Genomic DNA, 16,926 nt, shown 5'->3' with positions numbered 1-16,926 from the left:
ACCCGCAGCCGACCCTGACATGTGTCAGGGGTGTCCCGGGGTGCGACCGCCGCCGCCTGCCGCGCCACGCGACCCCTAGGTTGGCCGCGTGGGAGACATCGCGGCCGGGCTGCTCACGGGCCTGTCGCTCATCATCGCGATCGGCGCTCAGAACGCCTTCGTGCTGAGGCAGGGCTTGCGGCGCAGCCACGTCGGGCTCGTGGTCACCATCTGCGCCCTGTCCGACGTCGTCCTCATCCTCGCCGGGGTCGCCGGCATCGGCGTCGTCGTCGACCGCGCCCCCTGGGCGATCGAGGTGATCCGCTGGCTCGGCGTCGCCTTCCTCACCGTCTACGGGACCTCCTCCCTGCTGCGCGCCCGGCGACCGCAGGCCCTCGCGGTGGGCTCCGACGTGCTGGAGTCGCGTACGGGTGTGGTGGCCCGCGCCGTCGCGCTGACCTGGCTCAACCCGCACGTCTACCTCGACACCGTCCTGCTGCTCGGCTCGATCGCGGGCACCCACGGGGATCCCGGCCGCTGGTGGTTCGCCCTGGGGGCGTGCGTGGCGAGCATCGCGTGGTTCGCGGGCCTCGGCCACGGCGCGCGGCTGGCCGCGCCCCGGCTGTCGGACCCCCGGGCGTGGCAGGTGCTCGACGTGCTGATCGGGGTCGTGATGCTCGCGATCGCCGTACGCCTCGCGCTCGGCGCCTGAGCGGGATGGTAGTCCACCGGGAAATGGTCCTCCGGCTCCGGTAGTCCACCGGGAAATGGTCGTCCCGACCCCGTCCTGACAACCACTTCCCGGTGGACTACCCGGAGGGGCCGACGCCGTCCCAGCAGCCAGTTCCCGGTGGACTACCCGGAGGGGCCGACGCCGTCCCAGCAACCAGTTCCCGGTGGACCACCACCGAGCTCGATCGCAGGCGGTCCCCGGGCCGCCGGCTCAACCCGCGGTGGAGCCGTCCGCCGACTCCCGCGCCACGGCCTCGTCGTGGCGCTGGTGCAGGCGCTCGCGGATCTCGCCCGCGTCGTAGTGGCGGCGTACGCGCTCGTCGCGGGCCACGGCAGCGCCGGTGGCGACCCCGGCGAGGATCCCGGCCAGGCCCAGGAGCTTCCACGCGCGCATGGCCTCACCCTAGGCCAATCCCTAGGGCAGACTGCGCGCATGGCATCGGCCCTGACCCTCGACCAGGCGGTCGACCTGACCCGCAGCGGGGACATCTGGCTGTTCCGCGGACGCCGGGCGCCCGACCGGGCCATCCGGGCGGTCACCAACTCGCCGGTCAACCACGTCGGGATGGCCGTCGTCGTCGACGACCTGCCGCCGCTGATCTTCCACGCCGAGCTGGGCAAGAAGCAGCTGGACATGTGGACCGGCGCCCACCACCGCGGCGTCCAGCTCCACGACCTGCGCGAGGCGGTGTCGCGCTGGCAGACCGACTACGACCAGGACGCGTGGCTGCGACAGCTGCACCCCGAGATCGGGCAGCGGGAGGAGGACGGCATGCTCCGCGCGGTGGCGCGGCTCGACGGCGTCTCGTTCCCGAGCCTCACCCGTCTCGGCGCCCGCTGGCTGCGCGGCCGCGACGCCTACGTCCCGCAGCGCAAGCGGGGGCGCCGGGTGACGCCGGAGGCGGCGTTCTGCGCCGAGATCGTGGCGACCTGCTACATCGAGATGGGCATCCTGCGCGACGACCGGCGCGCCACCTGGTACGACCCCGGGAAGTTCTGGAGCGGTGACTACCTCCCGATCTCCGAGGGCTGGGACCTCGGCAAGGAGGTCGCGGTCGCTAGGTGAGCGAGCGCGTGAGCCGGGCGGCCACCTCGGCGACCGCCCCGCGCAGCTCCGGGCCGCCGACGACCGTGAAGGCGAAGGGCACGCCGGCCAGCCACTCACCGGCGTACGCGTGGGCGTTGCTCGTGCTGCCGACCAGCTCGCAGCGGCCGTCGGGGAGCGCGGCGAGGGTGCCGAGCGTGGGCCGGATCCAGGGGCGTACGTCGTCCAGCGGGGCGTCGAAGACCACGTGGGTCTCGTGCTCCCAGCCCGTGCCGAGGTTGGCCTCCAGCTCGGCGGCCGGGTCGAGGTCGGCCGGGACGGCGAAGGTGCCACCGAGGGCCTCGACGCCGGTGATCCGGTCGATGCGGAAGGTGCGCAGCGCGTCGGCGTGGTGGGAGTGGCAGAGCAGGTACCACCGGCCGTAGCGCACGACCACCGACCACGGGTCCACCTCGAAGGTGCGTGCGTTGCCCGCGGCGGTCCGGTAGCCCACCCGCACCTGGCGCTGCGCGGCGACGGCCGCGACGAGCTCGCTGGTGACGCCTGCGTCGGGCTTCGACGGCCAGCGGTCGGGCACGGTGCGAGCGGTCTCGCGCACCATCACCGCCTGCCGCGCGACGTTGGTGGGCAGCACGCGCAGGATCTTGCCGAGCGCCGAGCCGACCGGGTCCTCCGCGTCGGCGACGGCGTGCTGGGAGTCCAGCGCCGCCATCACCAGGCCGAGCGCCTCGGTCGCGGAGAAGACCAGCGGGGGCAGGCGCAGGCCCCGGCCGAGGGTGTAGCCGCCGTAGGGGCCACGGGTCGACTCGACCGGGATGTCGGCCTCGCGCAGGAGCGCGACGTAGCGCCGCGCGGCCCGCTCGGTCACCCCGAGGCGGCGCGCGAGCTCGCTCGCGGTGATGCCCGGGCGCGCCTGGAGCAGGTCGAGCGCCCGCAGTGCCCGGGCGGTGGGGCCGGGGCCGGACCTGGGCTCGGACATGACGTGATCATCTCACCGGTTCCGGACGCAGACCGTCCGCAATGGTCCATAACGTGTGCCACGAGGGTCGAAGACATCCAACGGAGGAGAACCCACATGGACATCGTGCTCGTCGCCGGACTCTGGCTCGACGGAACAGCCTGGGACGACGTGCTGCCCGAGCTCGAGGCGCTCGGCCACCGCGGCGTCCCGATCACCCTGCCCGGCCAGGGTGACGGCGCCACCGCGGCGACGTACGACGACCAGGTCGCGGCCGTGCTGGCCGCGGTCGACGCGGCCGACGGCGCCCCCCTCGTGGTCGGCCACTCGGCCGCCTGCACGCTGGCATGGGCGGCGGCCGACCGACGGCCCGACGCGATCACGGGCGTCGCCCTGATCGGCGGCTTCCCCGCCACCCACGAGACGGCGTACGCCGACTTCTTCGAGCCCGAGGGCGACGCGGTCCCCTTCCCCGGGTGGGAGCCCTTCGCCGGCCCGGACTCCGACGACATGTCGCCCGAGCTCAAGGCCGAGGTCGCCGCGCGCACCGTCCCGGTGCCCGTCGGGGTGACCAGGGGCGTGGTGCGGTGGAGCGACGAGCGCCGCCACGGCGTGCCGCTGACGCTCGTGTGCCCGGAGTTCACCCCCGACCAGGCGCGGGAGTTCATCGCGTCGGGCGACGTCCCCGAGCTGGCGGACGCGACCGCGCTCGAGCTGGTCGACCTCGACTCCGGCCACTGGCCGATGTTCACCCAGCCGGCCGCGCTGGCCTCGCTGCTGGACGGGGCCACCCACCGCTGACGAGGCGGCACGGACCAGGGACGCTCAGTCGAGCAGGTCCTCGCGCCGCGCGGCGACGGTCGGCTCGTCGACGGCCGAGCCGTCGGACGCGGGCGGTGCGACCTCCAGCGGCCTCATCGGCGTGATCGGCAGGACGACGTAGCCGCTCGGCACGCCGGCGGCGCGGTCGAGGTCGAGCCCGGCGAGCTCGGCGGTGGCGACGCCCAGGAGGGCGGCGACGTCGTGGGCGTTGGCCGGTCGATCGGCCGGGTCCTTCTCGAGCAGCGTCGCGACCACGGCGCGCAGGTCGACGGGCACCTCGTCGCCGAGCGGCGGCGGGGTCTCGTTGACGTGGGACATCGCCGTGGCGATGGGGGTCCCGCGGTCGAAGGGGCGCGTGCCGGTGAGCATCTCGTGCGCGACCACGCCGAGTGCGTAGAGGTCGCTGGCACCGGTCGCCGGCTGGCCGAGGGCCTGCTCGGGGCTGATGTAGTTGGGGGTGCCGAGCATCTCGCCGACGCGAGTGTGGCCGATGGCGTCCATGGCTCGGGCGATGCCGAAGTCGGTCAGCTTCACCACGCCGTCTTCGCGCACGAGGATGTTGGCGGGCTTCACGTCACGGTGCACCACGCCCGCCTCGTGGGCGGTGCCCAGTGCGAGGGCGGCCTGGGCCAGGACCGAGCGCACGACGTCGGGCGACAGCGCGCCCTGCTCGCGGATGACCGCGGAGAGCGGCTGCCCGGCGACGAGCTCCATGACGAGGTAGGTGAGGTGGTCGTCCTCGCCGTAGTCGAAGACCGTGGTGATGTTGGTGTGCATCAGCGCCGCCGAGTGCAGGGCCTCGTCGCGGAAGCGCTCGGCGAAGATCTCCTCGTTGTCCGGGTCGGCCCGCATGACCTTGACCGCCACCAGGCGCTGGAGCACGTCGTCGAGGCCGCTCCACACGTCGGCCATGCCACCGGAGGCGATGCGTTCCTGCAGGACGTAGCGGCCCCCGAGACGGAGTCCTGCCACGAGTCGCTGCACGAGGGTGCCCCACTTCCTTCGGGTACGGCGCGCCGACCGCACCGAACGGGGATGCTAACCCGCCCCACCTTGATCCCATGCGCGGTCGTGCGTCCTGCACCCCCGTGGGGGTGGGCCCTTGACAACCTACAACCATTTAGTTGTATGTTGTGGCGCATGAGCACCAGCGACGAGGACCGCGCCGACGCGTGGTTCCACGCGCTCGCCGACCGCACCCGGCGCGACATCCTGCGCCGCGTGCTGGCCGGGGAGCACTCGGTCACCGCGCTGGCCCAGAGCTACGACATGAGCTTCGCGGCCGTGCAGAAGCACGTCGCCGTGCTGGAGCGCGCGGGCCTGCTGACCAAGCGCCGGCAGGGTCGCGAGGCCCTGGCCAGCGGCGACGTGGAGGCCGTGCGCTCGGTCGCCCTCATGCTCGGCGAGCTCGAGGCGCTGTGGCGCGGCCGCATCGCCCGGATGGACGAGCTGCTCGCCGCACCCGACACACCCACCACCACAGAAACGGATTGACCCATGCCTGTCACCGACGTCCAGCACGACCTCGACGCCCTCACCCTGACCATCACCGCGGAGTTCGCCGCCCCGGTCGAGCGCGTGTGGGAGGTCTACGCCGACCCGCGCCAGCTCGAGCGCGTCTGGGGGCCGCCGACCCACCCCGCCACCTTCGTCGACCACGACCTCACCCCCGGCGGGCGGACGACCTACTACATGACCAGCCCCGAGGGTGAGAAGTACTACGGCTACTGGACCATCACCGGTGTCGCGGCCCCCGACAGCTTCTCCTTCGACGACGGCTTCGCCCTCGACGAGAGCTTCACGCCGAACCCCGACCTGCCGGTGTCGCGCAACGACTACACCTTCACCGAGGTCGAGGGAGGCACCCGGGCGACGTACGTCGGCACCTACGCCTCCGCGGAGAGCCTCCAGCAGGTGCTCGACATGGGCGTCGTCGAGGGTGCGTCGTCGGCCATCAACCAGATCGACGACCTGCTCGCCTCCTGAGCCGCCGCGCCGGCGGCCGCGACCCGGGGCGACAATCGCTGCGTGGAACTCGCCCTGCTCCTCGTCTCCATGGCCGCCGTCGTCCTGGCCGCCACCGCGATCAGCGAACGCGTGGGGGTCCCGGCACCGCTGCTCCTGCTCGTCGTCGGCGCCGCGACGTCGTACGTCCCCGCGGTGCCCACCATCCACCTCGAGTCCGAGGTCGTCCTGCTGGGGCTGCTCCCGCCGCTGCTCTACGCCGCAGCGATCCAGACCTCGCTGGTCGACTTCAACGCCAACCGCGGCTCGATCCTGCGGCTCTCGATCGTGCTGGTCGTGCTCACCTCGCTCGCGGTCGGCGCGGTGGTGGAGTGGCTCGTGCCCGGCATCGGGTGGGCGGCCGCGATCGCGATCGGTGCGGTGGTCGCGCCGCCGGACGCCGTCGCCGCCACCGCGGTCGCCCGGAAGATCGGCCTGCCACGTCGCGTCGTCACGATCCTCGAGGGCGAGTCGCTGCTCAATGACGCCACCGCGCTGGTGTCGCTGCGCACCGCGATCGCCGCGATCTCCGGCGGCGTGGCGATCACCGAGGTCGGCCTCGACTTCCTCGTCGCTGCCGGCGGTGGGGTCGTCATCGGCATCGCCTTCTTCCTGCTGGTCGCGTGGCTGCGCAGGCGCATCACCGACCCGCTGCTGGACACGGCCATCAGCTTTCTCACCCCCTTCGCCGCCTTCGTCGCCGCGGAGGAGATCCACGCCTCCGGTGTCATCTCGGTCGTCGTGGCCGGCCTGCTCCTGGGCCACCGGGCGCCGATCATCCAGACCGCGCAGTCGCGCATCACCGAGCGGATCACCTGGCGGACGGTGGCCTTCGTCCTGGAGAACACCGTCTTCCTCCTCATCGGTCTCCAGCTCGACTGGATCCTGGCCGACGTCGGCGACTCGACGCTGTCGCCGGGACGCATCGCGCTGGTCTGCGTGGCCACCCTCGTCACCGTGATCGTCGTACGCCTCGCCTGGGTGTACGCGACCTGGCTGGCGCGGGGCCTGCGCGCCAACCCGCTGCCGGCGTCGTGGACCTTCCTCATCGGCTGGGCGGGCATGCGCGGCGTGGTGACGCTCGCGGCCGCCTTCGTGATCCCCGAGGACGCACCGCACCGCGAGGTGCTGCTGCTGGTCGCCTTCACCGTCGTGGCCGGCACCCTCCTGCTCCAGGGCCTGACCCTCCCGCTGCTGACCCGGCTGCTGAAGGTGCCCTCCCCCGACCCGGCCGAGGACGCACTGGCCCGCGCGGCTCTGCTGCAGGAGGCCTCCGACGCCGGCAACGCCCGGCTCGAGGAGCTGGACTTCGACGACCACCACGGCGTCGGCACCCAGATCCGGGCACGCCTCGACCAGCGCTCCTTCGCCGCCTGGGAGCAGCTCTCGACGGCCGTCGGCGAGGAGACGCCGTCGGAGCTCTACGCCCGGATCCGCGGCGAGATGATCGAGGCCGAGCGCGCCAAGGTGCTCGAGGTCCGCAGCCACGGCGAGGTCGACTCCGAGGTCGTCAGCCAGGTGCTCGGGCTGCTCGACATCGAGGAGTCGATGCTCGACGCCGGCACCGAGGCGCGTGCCAGCGTGCGCACCGGCTCGCTCGCCCTCACCTCCGGTCGCGAGTGCGACGACCTGGTCGAGCACCCGGTGGTCGAGACCGTCGACGACCCCGCCTGCGCGACCTGCCTGGCCGACGGCACCCGCTGGGTCTCGCTGCGCCAGTGCCTGACCTGTGGGCACGTCGGGTGCTGCGACTCCTCGGTCGGCAGGCACGCGACCGCGCACTTCCACCAGTCGCTCCACCCGGTCATGCAGTCCGCCGAGCCCGACGAGGCCTGGCGCTGGTGCTACGTGCACAACCTCACCGGCTGAGCCTGCCCTCCCGCTGCCCGCCGCTTGCGACGACGGTCATGGACGCACCTCAGCCCCGCCTACCCCTGCGAGGGTGGCAGTCCGCGGCCCGTGGGCGCATAGTCGGCAGCGACGGCGGTCCCGCCGTCCTCGACGAGGAGGCACCCCCATGGGACGACTGATCGGCATCCTGCTCGTGATCTGGCTGGTCATCGGCGGCTTCGCCGCCTTCCAGCGCGGCTACTTCGACGACGCGGAGACCAACTGCTCCGAGGCGAGCGACATCGCACTCAACATCGTCGCCGGCCCGCTCAACTACGCCGGCGTGAACCCGAAGGTCGACTGCGCCGACCTCGACGTCGACACACCGGAGCCCTCGGAGTAGGCCTTCCCGGGACGACGCCCGGGGCAATCCGGGCGGACGTCCGGCGTCGTACACCACCCGTGACCCAGCCCGACACGATGTTCGCCAGCCGCAGCGTCGCGCGGCACCTGGCCCGAGGGGCGCTCGGCCTGCCGATGATGGTCGCCGCTTTCGTCCTGGTGCCGTGGTGGGGTCCGCTCGCGCTCCTGCTCGTCGTGCCCGCGGCGGTGCTGCTGCGCGGGTGCCCGACCTGCTGGGCGCTCGGCCTGGCGCAGACGTGCGCGATCAGCCCACGGGCTGGAGCGGGTGGATCGCGACCTCCCCGCTGAGCGCACCCTCGGCGGCGGTGAACGCGGCCGCCGCTCGGGGAGGACCAGTGTGCGCCGCGGACGCCGTCCTGGCCATGGGTCTGCTCGCTAGTCTCGGCGTCGTGCCCGCCTCGCCCGCTCCCACGACCTCCGTCCCCACTGCCCCGTTGCTCGCCGCCGGCCTCGTCGGCGGGTTCGCGCTCGCCCAGCGCACCGGCGTACGCCCCCTCGGCGGCGCCGCGATGCTCGGCGCGAACGCGGTCGCCGCACGCCAGTGGTACGCCGTCGGCGGGGCGCCGCTCGCGGCTGGGCTGACCGCTGCCTACTGGACCGCGATGGGCGTCTCGCACCCCTTGGCGAAGAAGGTCGGCACGTGGCCCTCGGTCCTCGGCGTCACCGCGGCGAGCGCCGGCGCGGCCTGGCTGCTGGCCGACCGTCGGGCGCGCTGACCCGGTCCGGACCCCGGCTCAGTCCTCGGGCAGGTCGGCGAAGGCCTGCTTCATCTCGCGGTACCACCCCAGCGACCGCCTGGGGTGACGCCAGCGCGCCTTCATCTCGTCGCGGGCCGGCTGGCGGGCGGCGTCGCCGTCCCTCTCCGCCGCCTTGAGGTGCTGGTCCTGGGCGTTGATGACGTCGTCGTGGGTCTCGCCGCGGTGCGCGAGGTCGCACGGTCCGCCGAGCTGGCGGCAGGTCATGGTCTTCATCGGTTCCTCCTCAGGGGTCGGTGCGGGCTCCAGTGGTGTGACGACCGGTGGCCGCCGGACGTGACCACCTCGGCGCTCCGCCCTCGCGCCGGACGACCCGGGCCAGGACCGCGGGGTCGGCCCGGAAGGTGATGGCGTGGACCTGGCCGTCGCGCACGGTGAAGTCGAAGACGACCCGGGCCTCCCCGCGCAGGAACCACGCCGATGCGGGGCGATCACCCACGAAGACGGCGAGGGCGGCCTGAGCGCTGCCGTTGAAGAACGTCGCCACGTCGTCCCGGCCCTGGAGGGAGGCCGGCGTCCCGGCGAGGACGGCAGCCTCGTCGGCACCGACGGACGCGCCCGGGGCCAGGAGCCGCAGCAGCCGGTCGAGGTCGCCGCCACGCGCGGCAGCCATGAAGGCGTCGACCACCTCCCAGTCGGCCAGCGCGTCCTCGGCCGCGGGCTGCGCCACCTTGGCACGCGCCCGCGACGCGAGCTTGCGCGCGGCAGCGGGCGTGGTCTCGAGGACCGAGGCGATCGTGGCGAACGCGAAGCCGAAGCTGTCGTGGAGCACGAAGGCCACCCGCTCGCGCGGGGTCAGCCGGTCGATGACCGCCTGGAGCGCGATGCCGACGGTGTCGGCGAGGGCCACGTCGTCGGCCGGGTCGGGCGCGGTCCCGGCGACCTCGACCTCCTCCACCGGCACCGGCACACGGGCGCGCAGCCGGTCCAGGCACAGCCGCGTGGTCACCGTGGTGAGCCAGGCAGGGAGGTTCTCGATCTCCGGGTCGTCGCGCGTGCGGGTCCGCTCCAGGCGCAGCCACGCCTGCTGCACCACGTCCTCGGCCTCGGCGTGGTCGGCGAGCACCCGCGCGGCGAGGCCCAGCAGCGCGGACGCTCCGCCTCGAAGACCTCCGTGCTGTCCATCGGTTCCTCCTCGTCATCGTCCATCCTGCCGACCCCTCGACGTGTGGGCGAGCAGGAAGGTGACGTGGGACCGGTCACGCACACTGGAGCGATGGACGGCCTCCGGCTCCGCGCCGCCACCGCGCTGGCACCCCTGCTCCTGCTCGTCGGGTGCTCCGAGACCCCGAGTGCGGACGAACCCGCGTCGACGCCGGCGCCCTCCGCGACGAGCGAGTCGCCCTCCGAGGACGCCACTGCGACCCCGACGGGGGAGCCGACCGAGGAGCCGACCGAGGAACCGGCCGTGGAGCCGGTCGAGGAGGAGTCACCGAACCCGATCTCCGTCGCGGCCCTCGCCAGGGCCGAGCTCGCCGGCGGTGACCTGCGGCTGGGCGCGGTGCGCGAGCGGTCCGCCGCCTTCACGTCGTACGACGTCACCTTCGCCTCGACCACCGCCGGCGAGGGCACCGCACCGCTGCGGATCAGCGGCGTGCTCAACGTGCCGACCGGGCGCCCGCCCCAGGGGGATCAGGGGTGGCCGGCCGTCGTGCTCGCCCACGGCTACATCGACCCGGCGGTCTACGTCCGCGGCCAGGGCATGACGCGCGAGCGCGGCTACCTCGCCGAGAGGGGCTTCGTCGCGCTGCACGTCGACTACCGCAACCACGCCGAGTCCACCGACGACCCGCGCATCGAGACCGCCGTACGCCTCGGCTACTCAGCCGACGTCGTCGCCGCGGCCCGCGCCCTGACCGACTCCCGCGACGTGCGCGTCGACCCCGACCGCATCGCGCTCTTCGGACGCTCCATGGGCGGCGGCGTCATGCTCAAGGCGCTGGCCGCCGAGCCCGGCCTCTTCGCGGCCGGCACCGGCTGGGCGTCGGTGTCGAGCCTGGAGGCGGAGAACTTCGACCAGTTCCAGCGCCCGGACGCACCCGTGGCCGAGCTGCGGGCGTCCTACCGCGGGCGCCACGGACTGCCCGGCGAGGACCCGGAGTTCTGGCGCGGCGTCTCCTCGCGCCCGGCCTTCGACCAGATCACCGAGCCGGTGCTGCTCGTGCACGGCCGCCTCGACGACACCTGCCCGCCCCGGTGGGCACGCGCCAGCCAGCGCGCCCTCACCGCAGCCGGCGTCGACTCCACGCTGGAGTGGTACGACGACGGGCACGCCTTCGGGCCGGCCTTCGTCGCCGCGATGGACCGCACGGTGCGGTTCCTCCGGACGCGGATGCCCGCCTGAGCGGACGCGGGTCCGTGCCACGATGGTGTGGACGGAGGAGGGGCGATGCGAACAGCGTGGAACGGTGCGGCTGCCGTGCGCCTGCGTGAGGAGTGGGACCGCTGGCGGGCCACCGCCGCCTGCCTCGGGCTCACCCTCCTGATGGTGGTCGTCCTCGTGTGGCTCGCCGACCGCAGTCAGCACACGCTGCTGGGCCAGCAGATCGACCAGGCCGGCATGGACATCGTCTCCGGCGACGCCGAGACCACCCGGCGCCTGGTCGGGGTCCTGGGCAACGTCTCGCTCGGCTCCATCGCCCTGGCCGTGACCCTGCTGATCGTGGTCGCCGCGGTGCGGAACCGGTGGTCGGCGGCGGCCGCCGCCGTCACCCTCGTCGTCGGGGCGAACCTCACCACCCAGCTGACCAAGCTCGTCTCGGACCGCACCGATCACGGCTACCTGACCGTGACGAGCTTCCCCAGCGGACACTCGACCGTCGTCGTGTCGCTCGTCCTGGCCGCACTGCTCGTCGCCCCGGGCCGGACCCGCACGACCGTGTCGATGCTGGGCTCGGCGGCGATCACCGTGACCGCGGCCGCCACCTTGGTGGCGAGCTGGCACCGGCCGGCCGACATCCTCGGCGCCATCCTGGTCTGCCTCGGCTGGGGCACGGCCGTGCTCTCGGTGTGGAGCCTGGTGCGCGGCGGCATGCCGCCCGCCCGTCCCACGCAGCACCGCATCTTCGCCGTCACCGGCGTCGTCCTGGCCGCAGCCGCCCTGGTCGTGATCGGCGTACGCCCCGACGGCGGGTGGGCGGGCTTCCTCGACGCGAGCGTCGTGCTCGCCGGCGTCGGCCTGGTGGCCGCGCTGGCGGTCACCACGTTCGCCCAGGTGTCGGCGCCGATGGCCATCGGGGACGATCCTCCCGGGGAGACTGCCTCCAGGTGAGCGCGGCGCAGTGGCCTCACGCAGCGGCCGGCTCCGGCACCCGGTGTGCGCCCTGGGCGGTGGTCACGCCGCGACGGCGCGGGTCGGCGGTGACCAGCAGCACCACCGCCAGTGCGGTGAGCCCGGCCCCGGCCCAGATCGGCGAGACGTAGCCCAGGCCCGCGGTGATGGTGACGCCGCCGAGCCAGGCACCGAGCGCGTTGCCGAGGTTGAAGGCGGCGATGTTCGCCCCGCTGGCCAGGGTCGGCGCCGACCCGGCGTGGGTCATCACGCGCATCTGCAGGGCCGGGACGGTGGCGAACCCGAAACCGCCCATCAGCAGCAGGCTCACGACGGTCATCGGCTTGCTGGTGGCGGTGAGGGCGAACACGACCATCACGACGACGAGCGCCGACAGGGCCACCAGGAGCGTGCCCCGGACCGACCGGTTGGCGGCCCGGCCGCCGAGGAGGTTGCCCGCCACCAGTCCGATGCCGAAGAGGATGAGCAGCCACGGCACCGAGGAGGGCGCGAAGCCGGTCACCCCGGTGAGGGTGAAGGCGATGTAGGTGAAGGCGCCGAACATGCCGCCGTAGCCGATGACGGTGAGCAGCAGCGACACCCAGACCTGCGGCTCGGCGAAGGCGCGCACCTCGGCCCTCAGGTCCGCAGCGCCCGAGGCGCGCTGCGCCGGGACGAGTGCGGCGATGGCCACCAGCGCCAGCACGCCGACCACGGTGATCGCCCAGAAGGCAGCCCGCCAACCCCATTCCTGGCCGACGAAGGTCCCGGCAGGCACGCCGAGCACGTTGGCGAGGGTCAGCCCGCCGAACATCAGCGCGATCGCGCCCGCCTTCTTGTCGGGCTCGACCATGTCGGCGGCGGCAACGGAGCCGATCCCGAAGAAGGCGCCGTGGCACAGCGCGGCAACGACGCGACCGACCATCATCGCCTCGTAGGTCGGCGCGACGGCGGACAGCAGGTTGCCGGCGACGAAGAGCACCATGAGACCGAGCAGCACCTGCTTGCGCGGCAGACGGCCCAGCCCTGCGGTGAGCGGGATCGCGCCCACGGCGACGGCGAGCGCGTAGCCGGAGATCAGCCACCCGGCGGTGGCTTCGCTCACGGCGAAGTCAGCGGCCACCTCCGGCAGCAGTCCGGCGATGACGAACTCGGTCAGACCGATGCCGAAGCCTCCGACGGCGAGGGCCAGCAGTCCTGGCTTCACGGGTGAACCTCCACAGATAGTGAGCGTGTGCAATAGAGAGCGTGTGCAACTATTGCGACGATAGTTGCACACGCGGGATGTTGCAAACGCTGGTAAAGTGAGGTGCACGACGGGTCGGGGACGACGGACGAGAGGTGTGGGTCATGGGCATCAGCGACGACGCGGTCGAGGTGCGGGCGCGCGGATGGCGCCGGCTCGCCGCCCTCCACCAGCTCATCGAGGCACGCCTCGAGCGCGCGCTCCAGGAGCGGCACGGCCTCTCCGTGGTGGAGTTCACGGTGCTCGACGCCCTCTCCCGCCAGGACGGGTGGCACCTCCGCATGGCGCAGCTGGCCCGGGCCACCGGTCTGTCCCCGAGCGCGACCACCCGGCTGGTCAACCGCCTCGAGGGCCGGGGACTCATCACCCGCATCCTGTGCGAGGACGACCGCCGCGGCATCTACACCGAGCCCACCGCCGCCGGACGACGCCTGCTGCGCACCGCACGTCCCACCCACGACGCCGTGCTCGACGAAGCGCTCGGGGAGGCCGCGGAGACGCCCGAGCTCAGCGACCTCGCCCGCACGGTCGTCGAGCTGGTCTGATCCCGCGTGACGTCCCGCGTGCACTCGATCCACCTCGCTCCGGGTCGGCGGCTGCCGACGAAGTCCGTGCCGTCCGTCGAGGCGGAGGCCGGCACCGGACTGGTGGGCGACCGCTACCACGGCACGAGGCACCGCCACGTCACGGTGCAGGCGCTCGACGACCTCGCCACCGCCGCCGAGGTGCTCGGGAGGCCGGTCGACCCGGCGCTGACGAGGCGCAACATCACCCTCGACCACGGGCCGATCCCGACGCGCCCCGGTGAGCGGATGACGATCGGCGACGTCGAGCTCGAGGTCGTCCGCATCGCTGCACCCTGCCGGTTGCTCGACGACTGGCTCGGGCCCGGCGCGATGCAGGCCCTGCGCTCGCCCCGCGGCGGGACGGTGTTCCGGCTGCTCGACTCGGGCACGATCTCGGTCGGCGACGAGGTCGAGGTCAGGACCGGGACGTCATGAGACCCGGTCGTCCGGACCGCCACTTCCCATGACGTACGCCCGGACGTGCGACAGCCCGGACCCCCACGGAGGGAGCCCGGGCTGCCGGGGCGATCAGGCGTACGGCCTCAGCGGAGGTCGAAGCGGTCGTTGTCCATGACCTTGGCCCACGCGGCGACGAAGTCGTGCACGAACTTCTCGCGCGCGTCCTCGGAGGCGTAGACCTCCGACAGCGCCCGCAGCTGCGAGTTCGAGCCCAGCACCAGGTCGACCGCGGTGGCGGTCCACCTGAGGTCGCCGGACGCGGCGTCGCGGATCTCGTACACGCCCTCCTCGGACTGCGAGGCCTTCCACTGCGTGCCCGGGGACAGCAGGTGGGCGAAGAAGTCGTTGGTGAGGGTGCCCGGACGGTCGGTGAGCACGCCGTGGGCGGTGCCGCCGGCGTTGGCGCCGAGGGCGCGCAGGCCGCCGAGCAGGACGGTCATCTGCGGGGCCGAGAGGCCGAGCAGGTAGGCCTTGTCCAGCAGCAGCTTCTCCGGCTGGAGCTTCTCGCCCCGGCGGATCCAGTTGCGGAAGCCGTCGGCGCGGGGCTCGAGCCAGCGGAAGGAGTCGACGTCGGTCTCCTCCTGCGAGGCGTCCGTACGACCCGGGGTGAACGGCACGCTCACCTCGTGGCCGGCGTCGCGGGCCGCCTTCTCGATCGCGGCCGCACCACCGAGGACGATGAGGTCGGCGAGCGAGACCTGCTTGCCCGACTGCGCGTCGTTGAACTCGGACTGCACCCGCTCGATCGCGGCGAGCGAGGTGTCGAGGTGGAGGTCGGCGTGGACGTCCCAGCTGCGCTGCGGCTCCAGGCGGATGCGCGCACCGTTGGCGCCACCGCGGCGGTCGGTGCCGCGGTAGGTGGCCGCCGACGCCCAGGCCAGCTCGACGAGCTGCGCGACCGAGAGCCCCGCGTCGAGCAGCGCGTCCTTGAGCGCGGCGATGTCGGCGTCGCCGACGAGCTCGCCCTCGACCGGCGGGACCGGGTCCTGCCACAGCTGGGCCTCGGGGACCCAGGGGCCGAGCAGGTGCGGGCCGACCGGGCCCATGTCGCGGTGGAGCAGCTTGTACCAGGCCTTGGCGAAGGCGAGGCGGAACTCCTCGGGGTTCTCCAGGAAGCGGCGTGAGATCTTCTCGTAGGCCGGGTCGAAGCGCAGCGCGAGGTCGGAGGTCAGCATCGTGGGACGGTGCTTCTTCGACGGGTCGTGCGCGTCGGGGATGATCGCGTCATCGGTCTTCGCGACCCACTGCTTGGCGCCGGCCGGGCTCTCGGTGAGCTCCCACTCGTAGCCGAAGAGGATCTCGAAGTAGCGGTTGCTCCACTGGGTCGGCACGTCGGTCCAGGTGACCTCGAGGCCGGAGGTGATCGTGTCCCCACCCTTGCCCGAGCCGTACGAGCTGATCCAGCCGAGGCCCTGGTTCTCGATCGGGGCGCCCTCGGGCTCGGGGCCGATGAGGTCGGCGTCGCCGTTGCCGTGGGTCTTGCCGAAGGTGTGGCCGCCGGCGATGAGGGCGACGGTCTCCTCGTCGTTCATCGCCATCCGGCCGAAGGTGTCGCGGATGTCGCGCGCCGAGGCGACCGGGTCGGGGTTGCCGTTGGGGCCCTCGGGGTTGACGTAGATGAGGCCCATCTGGACCGCGCCGAGGCCGTCGGAGAGCTCACGCTCGCCGGCGTAGCGCTCGTCACCGAGCCAGGTGTCCTCGGGGCCCCAGTAGATCTCCTCGGGCTCCCAGACGTCCTCGCGGCCGAACGCGAAGCCGAAGGTCTCGAAGCCCATGTCCTCGAGCGCGACGTTGCCGGCGAGCACGAGCAGGTCGGCCCACGAGATCTTCTGGCCGTACTTCTGCTTGACCGGCCACAGCAGTCGGCGCGCCTTGTCGAGGTTGGCGTTGTCGGGCCACGAGTTGAGGGGGGCGAAGCGCTGGCCGCCGTCGCCCGCGCCACCGCGGCCGTCGAAGACGCGGTAGGTGCCGGCGGAGTGCCAGCTCATCCGGATCATCAGGCCGCCGTAGTGGCCGAAGTCCGCGGGCCACCAGTCCTGCGAGGTGCGCAGCGTCTGGGCGATGTCGGACTTGAGCGCCTCGACGTCGAGCTGGGCGAAGGCCTCGCGGTAGCTGAAGTCGGCGCCGAGGGGGTTGCCCTTCGGCGAGTGCGCGTGCAGCACCGACAGGTCCAGCTGGTTGGGCCACCAGTCCTGGTTGGTGTGGGGCCGGCCCTGCTTGGGCTCGGGCGAGTCGATGACGGGGTTCTCGCTCTCGCTGCCCTCGGCGGTGGCGGAGTCGTGCATGACCGGGCACCCGGCCTCGGCCTTGCGGTCGACGCCCTGCGGGCTCTCGGGGCCGGTGTTCTCGCTGTCGGTCATCGGGTTCCTTCCGTGGTGCTGGACTGGGATCGCGTGCGGTCGGTGGAGCAGGCGGGGCAGGTGCCCCAATAGGTGACCTCGGCCTCGTCGATGACGAAGCCGTGGGTGTCGGAGGCGTCGAGGCAGGGGCGTACGCCGACCGCGCAGTCGACGTCGGCGACCTCGCCGCAGGAGCGGCACACGGCGTGGTGGTGGTTGTCACCGACGCGCAGCTCGTAGCGGGCGACGGAGCCGGCGGGCTGGATCCGGCGGACCAGGCCCGACTCGGCCAGCACCCCGAGGACGTCGTAGACCGCCTGGTGCGACACGGCCGGCTCCTCGAGGCGTACGGCGACCAGGACGCTGCCGGTGTCGGCGTGCGGATGGCGGCGTACGGCCCGCAGCACCGCGAGGCGCGGCCGGGTCACCCGCAGGTCGGCGCCGCGGAGCAGGTGCTCGAAGTCAGCCTCGGTGGTGTGGTCGTCCATCGCCGACCA

21 protein-coding genes are annotated in these 16,926 nt (G+C 73.1%); 13 read left to right on the top strand and 8 right to left on the bottom strand.

What is annotated here, in order from left to right:
• Positions 1 to 88 precede the first annotated feature (88 nt).
• The gene (locus K4G59_RS07885) at positions 89 to 691 is read left to right on the top strand and encodes a LysE/ArgO family amino acid transporter (RefSeq protein ID WP_231250408.1); all 603 of its coding nucleotides are present in this window, start codon (positions 89 to 91) and stop codon (positions 689 to 691) included.
• Between the two features lie 231 nt (positions 692 to 922).
• Here K4G59_RS07885 and K4G59_RS07880 read toward each other — a convergent pair whose 3' ends face one another.
• Complete coding sequence (locus K4G59_RS07880; protein WP_231250407.1) at positions 923 to 1,105, bottom strand: hypothetical protein; 183 nt, start codon at positions 1,103 to 1,105, stop codon at positions 923 to 925.
• 39 nt (positions 1,106 to 1,144) lie between these two features.
• Between K4G59_RS07880 and K4G59_RS07875 the strand changes: the two genes are divergently transcribed.
• Entirely contained in the window at positions 1,145 to 1,777 is a 633-nt protein-coding gene (locus tag K4G59_RS07875) for a hypothetical protein (protein WP_231250406.1), read from the top strand.
• On the opposite strand, the gene K4G59_RS07870 is transcribed toward K4G59_RS07875, so the two are convergent.
• A complete protein-coding gene (locus K4G59_RS07870; RefSeq protein WP_231250405.1) occupies positions 1,770 to 2,735 on the bottom strand; it encodes a helix-turn-helix transcriptional regulator in 966 nt (321 codons plus the stop codon). The genes K4G59_RS07875 and K4G59_RS07870 overlap by 8 nt on opposite strands.
• A 96-nt stretch (positions 2,736 to 2,831) precedes the next feature.
• Between K4G59_RS07870 and K4G59_RS07865 the strand changes: the two genes are divergently transcribed.
• A complete protein-coding gene (locus K4G59_RS07865; protein WP_231250404.1) occupies positions 2,832 to 3,515 on the top strand; it encodes an alpha/beta fold hydrolase in 684 nt (227 codons plus the stop codon).
• 24 nt (positions 3,516 to 3,539) lie between these two features.
• Here K4G59_RS07865 and K4G59_RS07860 read toward each other — a convergent pair whose 3' ends face one another.
• Positions 3,540 to 4,508, bottom strand: coding sequence for a serine/threonine-protein kinase (locus K4G59_RS07860; protein ID WP_231250403.1), 969 nt, complete (start codon positions 4,506 to 4,508; stop codon positions 3,540 to 3,542).
• A gap of 168 nt (positions 4,509 to 4,676) precedes the next feature.
• Between K4G59_RS07860 and K4G59_RS07855 the strand changes: the two genes are divergently transcribed.
• The 6 genes from K4G59_RS07855 (at position 4,677) to K4G59_RS07830 (ending at position 8,509) form a co-directional block, all read left to right on the top strand.
• A complete protein-coding gene (locus tag K4G59_RS07855) occupies positions 4,677 to 5,030 on the top strand; it encodes an ArsR/SmtB family transcription factor (protein ID WP_231250402.1) in 354 nt (117 codons plus the stop codon).
• 3 nt (positions 5,031 to 5,033) lie between these two features.
• On the top strand, positions 5,034 to 5,522 hold the full coding sequence (locus tag K4G59_RS07850; protein WP_231250401.1) for an SRPBCC family protein: 489 nt from the start codon (positions 5,034 to 5,036) through the stop codon (positions 5,520 to 5,522).
• A gap of 42 nt (positions 5,523 to 5,564) precedes the next feature.
• On the top strand, positions 5,565 to 7,409 hold the full coding sequence (locus K4G59_RS07845; RefSeq protein ID WP_231250400.1) for a Na+/H+ antiporter: 1,845 nt from the start codon (positions 5,565 to 5,567) through the stop codon (positions 7,407 to 7,409).
• A 148-nt stretch (positions 7,410 to 7,557) separates the two neighbouring features.
• Positions 7,558 to 7,773, top strand: a complete 216-nt coding sequence (locus K4G59_RS07840; protein WP_231250399.1) for a hypothetical protein — start codon at positions 7,558 to 7,560, stop codon at positions 7,771 to 7,773.
• A gap of 59 nt (positions 7,774 to 7,832) precedes the next feature.
• The gene (locus K4G59_RS07835) at positions 7,833 to 8,081 is read left to right on the top strand and encodes a hypothetical protein (protein ID WP_231250398.1); all 249 of its coding nucleotides are present in this window, start codon (positions 7,833 to 7,835) and stop codon (positions 8,079 to 8,081) included.
• Between the two features lie 101 nt (positions 8,082 to 8,182).
• Positions 8,183 to 8,509 (top strand): hypothetical protein, encoded by a 327-nt coding sequence (locus K4G59_RS07830; RefSeq protein ID WP_231250397.1) that lies wholly within the window; start codon positions 8,183 to 8,185, stop codon positions 8,507 to 8,509.
• Between the two features lie 18 nt (positions 8,510 to 8,527).
• Here K4G59_RS07830 and K4G59_RS07825 read toward each other — a convergent pair whose 3' ends face one another.
• Together K4G59_RS07825 and K4G59_RS07820 are read right to left on the bottom strand one after the other, a co-directional pair.
• The gene (locus K4G59_RS07825) at positions 8,528 to 8,764 is read right to left on the bottom strand and encodes a DUF1059 domain-containing protein (protein WP_231250396.1); all 237 of its coding nucleotides are present in this window, start codon (positions 8,762 to 8,764) and stop codon (positions 8,528 to 8,530) included.
• A gap of 10 nt (positions 8,765 to 8,774) precedes the next feature.
• Positions 8,775 to 9,614, bottom strand: a complete 840-nt coding sequence (locus K4G59_RS07820; RefSeq protein ID WP_231250395.1) for a sigma-70 family RNA polymerase sigma factor — start codon at positions 9,612 to 9,614, stop codon at positions 8,775 to 8,777.
• Positions 9,615 to 9,764: 150 nt separating this feature from the next.
• On the opposite strand from K4G59_RS07820, the gene K4G59_RS07815 reads away from it, so the two are divergent.
• Positions 9,765 to 10,892 carry an alpha/beta hydrolase family protein gene (locus K4G59_RS07815; RefSeq protein ID WP_231250394.1) on the top strand — a complete coding sequence of 376 codons (1,128 nt, stop codon included), beginning with the start codon at positions 9,765 to 9,767 and terminating at the stop codon, positions 10,890 to 10,892.
• 45 nt (positions 10,893 to 10,937) lie between these two features.
• Positions 10,938 to 11,819, top strand: coding sequence for a phosphatase PAP2 family protein (locus K4G59_RS07810; protein WP_231250393.1), 882 nt, complete (start codon positions 10,938 to 10,940; stop codon positions 11,817 to 11,819).
• A gap of 16 nt (positions 11,820 to 11,835) precedes the next feature.
• Here K4G59_RS07810 and K4G59_RS07805 read toward each other — a convergent pair whose 3' ends face one another.
• On the bottom strand, positions 11,836 to 13,026 hold the full coding sequence (locus K4G59_RS07805; RefSeq protein ID WP_231250392.1) for an MFS transporter: 1,191 nt from the start codon (positions 13,024 to 13,026) through the stop codon (positions 11,836 to 11,838).
• Positions 13,027 to 13,169: 143 nt separating this feature from the next.
• Between K4G59_RS07805 and K4G59_RS07800 the strand changes: the two genes are divergently transcribed.
• Together K4G59_RS07800 and K4G59_RS07795 are read left to right on the top strand one after the other, a co-directional pair.
• Positions 13,170 to 13,610, top strand: coding sequence for a MarR family winged helix-turn-helix transcriptional regulator (locus K4G59_RS07800; RefSeq protein ID WP_231250391.1), 441 nt, complete (start codon positions 13,170 to 13,172; stop codon positions 13,608 to 13,610).
• Between the two features lie 6 nt (positions 13,611 to 13,616).
• Entirely contained in the window at positions 13,617 to 14,066 is a 450-nt protein-coding gene (locus tag K4G59_RS07795; RefSeq protein ID WP_231250390.1) for an MOSC domain-containing protein, read from the top strand.
• Positions 14,067 to 14,173: 107 nt separating this feature from the next.
• On the opposite strand, the gene katG is transcribed toward K4G59_RS07795, so the two are convergent.
• Complete coding sequence (gene katG, locus K4G59_RS07790; RefSeq protein WP_231250389.1) at positions 14,174 to 16,450, bottom strand: catalase/peroxidase HPI; 2,277 nt, start codon at positions 16,448 to 16,450, stop codon at positions 14,174 to 14,176.
• Positions 16,447 to 16,917, bottom strand: a complete 471-nt coding sequence (locus K4G59_RS07785) for a Fur family transcriptional regulator (RefSeq protein WP_231250388.1) — start codon at positions 16,915 to 16,917, stop codon at positions 16,447 to 16,449. Before K4G59_RS07785 ends, katG begins: the two co-directional genes overlap by 4 nt.
• Positions 16,918 to 16,926 lie beyond the last annotated feature (9 nt).

Origin of the sequence: Nocardioides furvisabuli (assembly GCF_021083185.1) — a bacterium.
GTDB lineage: Bacteria > Actinomycetota > Actinomycetes > Propionibacteriales > Nocardioidaceae > Nocardioides > Nocardioides furvisabuli.
Note: the sequence above shows the minus strand (reverse complement) of the source record. Positions and strands in the feature narration are given on the sequence as shown.

What these genes read in the sequence shown, in the direction of transcription:
- K4G59_RS07880 (WP_231250407.1), bottom strand. Translation starts at nt 1,105, where the DNA reads ATGCGCGCGTGGAAGCTCCTGGGCCTGGCCGGGATCCTCGCCGGGGTC.
- K4G59_RS07875 (WP_231250406.1), top strand. Translation starts at nt 1,145, where the DNA reads ATGGCATCGGCCCTGACCCTCGACCAGGCGGTCGACCTGACCCGCAGC.
- K4G59_RS07870 (WP_231250405.1), bottom strand. Translation starts at nt 2,735, where the DNA reads ATGTCCGAGCCCAGGTCCGGCCCCGGCCCCACCGCCCGGGCACTGCGG.
- K4G59_RS07865 (WP_231250404.1), top strand. Translation starts at nt 2,832, where the DNA reads ATGGACATCGTGCTCGTCGCCGGACTCTGGCTCGACGGAACAGCCTGG.
- K4G59_RS07855 (WP_231250402.1), top strand. Translation starts at nt 4,677, where the DNA reads ATGAGCACCAGCGACGAGGACCGCGCCGACGCGTGGTTCCACGCGCTC.
- K4G59_RS07850 (WP_231250401.1), top strand. Translation starts at nt 5,034, where the DNA reads ATGCCTGTCACCGACGTCCAGCACGACCTCGACGCCCTCACCCTGACC.
- K4G59_RS07840 (WP_231250399.1), top strand. Translation starts at nt 7,558, where the DNA reads ATGGGACGACTGATCGGCATCCTGCTCGTGATCTGGCTGGTCATCGGC.
- K4G59_RS07825 (WP_231250396.1), bottom strand. Translation starts at nt 8,764, where the DNA reads ATGAAGACCATGACCTGCCGCCAGCTCGGCGGACCGTGCGACCTCGCG.
- K4G59_RS07815 (WP_231250394.1), top strand. Translation starts at nt 9,765, where the DNA reads ATGGACGGCCTCCGGCTCCGCGCCGCCACCGCGCTGGCACCCCTGCTC.
- K4G59_RS07810 (WP_231250393.1), top strand. Translation starts at nt 10,938, where the DNA reads ATGCGAACAGCGTGGAACGGTGCGGCTGCCGTGCGCCTGCGTGAGGAG.
- K4G59_RS07800 (WP_231250391.1), top strand. Translation starts at nt 13,170, where the DNA reads ATGGGCATCAGCGACGACGCGGTCGAGGTGCGGGCGCGCGGATGGCGC.
- katG (WP_231250389.1), bottom strand. Translation starts at nt 16,450, where the DNA reads ATGACCGACAGCGAGAACACCGGCCCCGAGAGCCCGCAGGGCGTCGAC.
- K4G59_RS07785 (WP_231250388.1), bottom strand. Translation starts at nt 16,917, where the DNA reads ATGGACGACCACACCACCGAGGCTGACTTCGAGCACCTGCTCCGCGGC.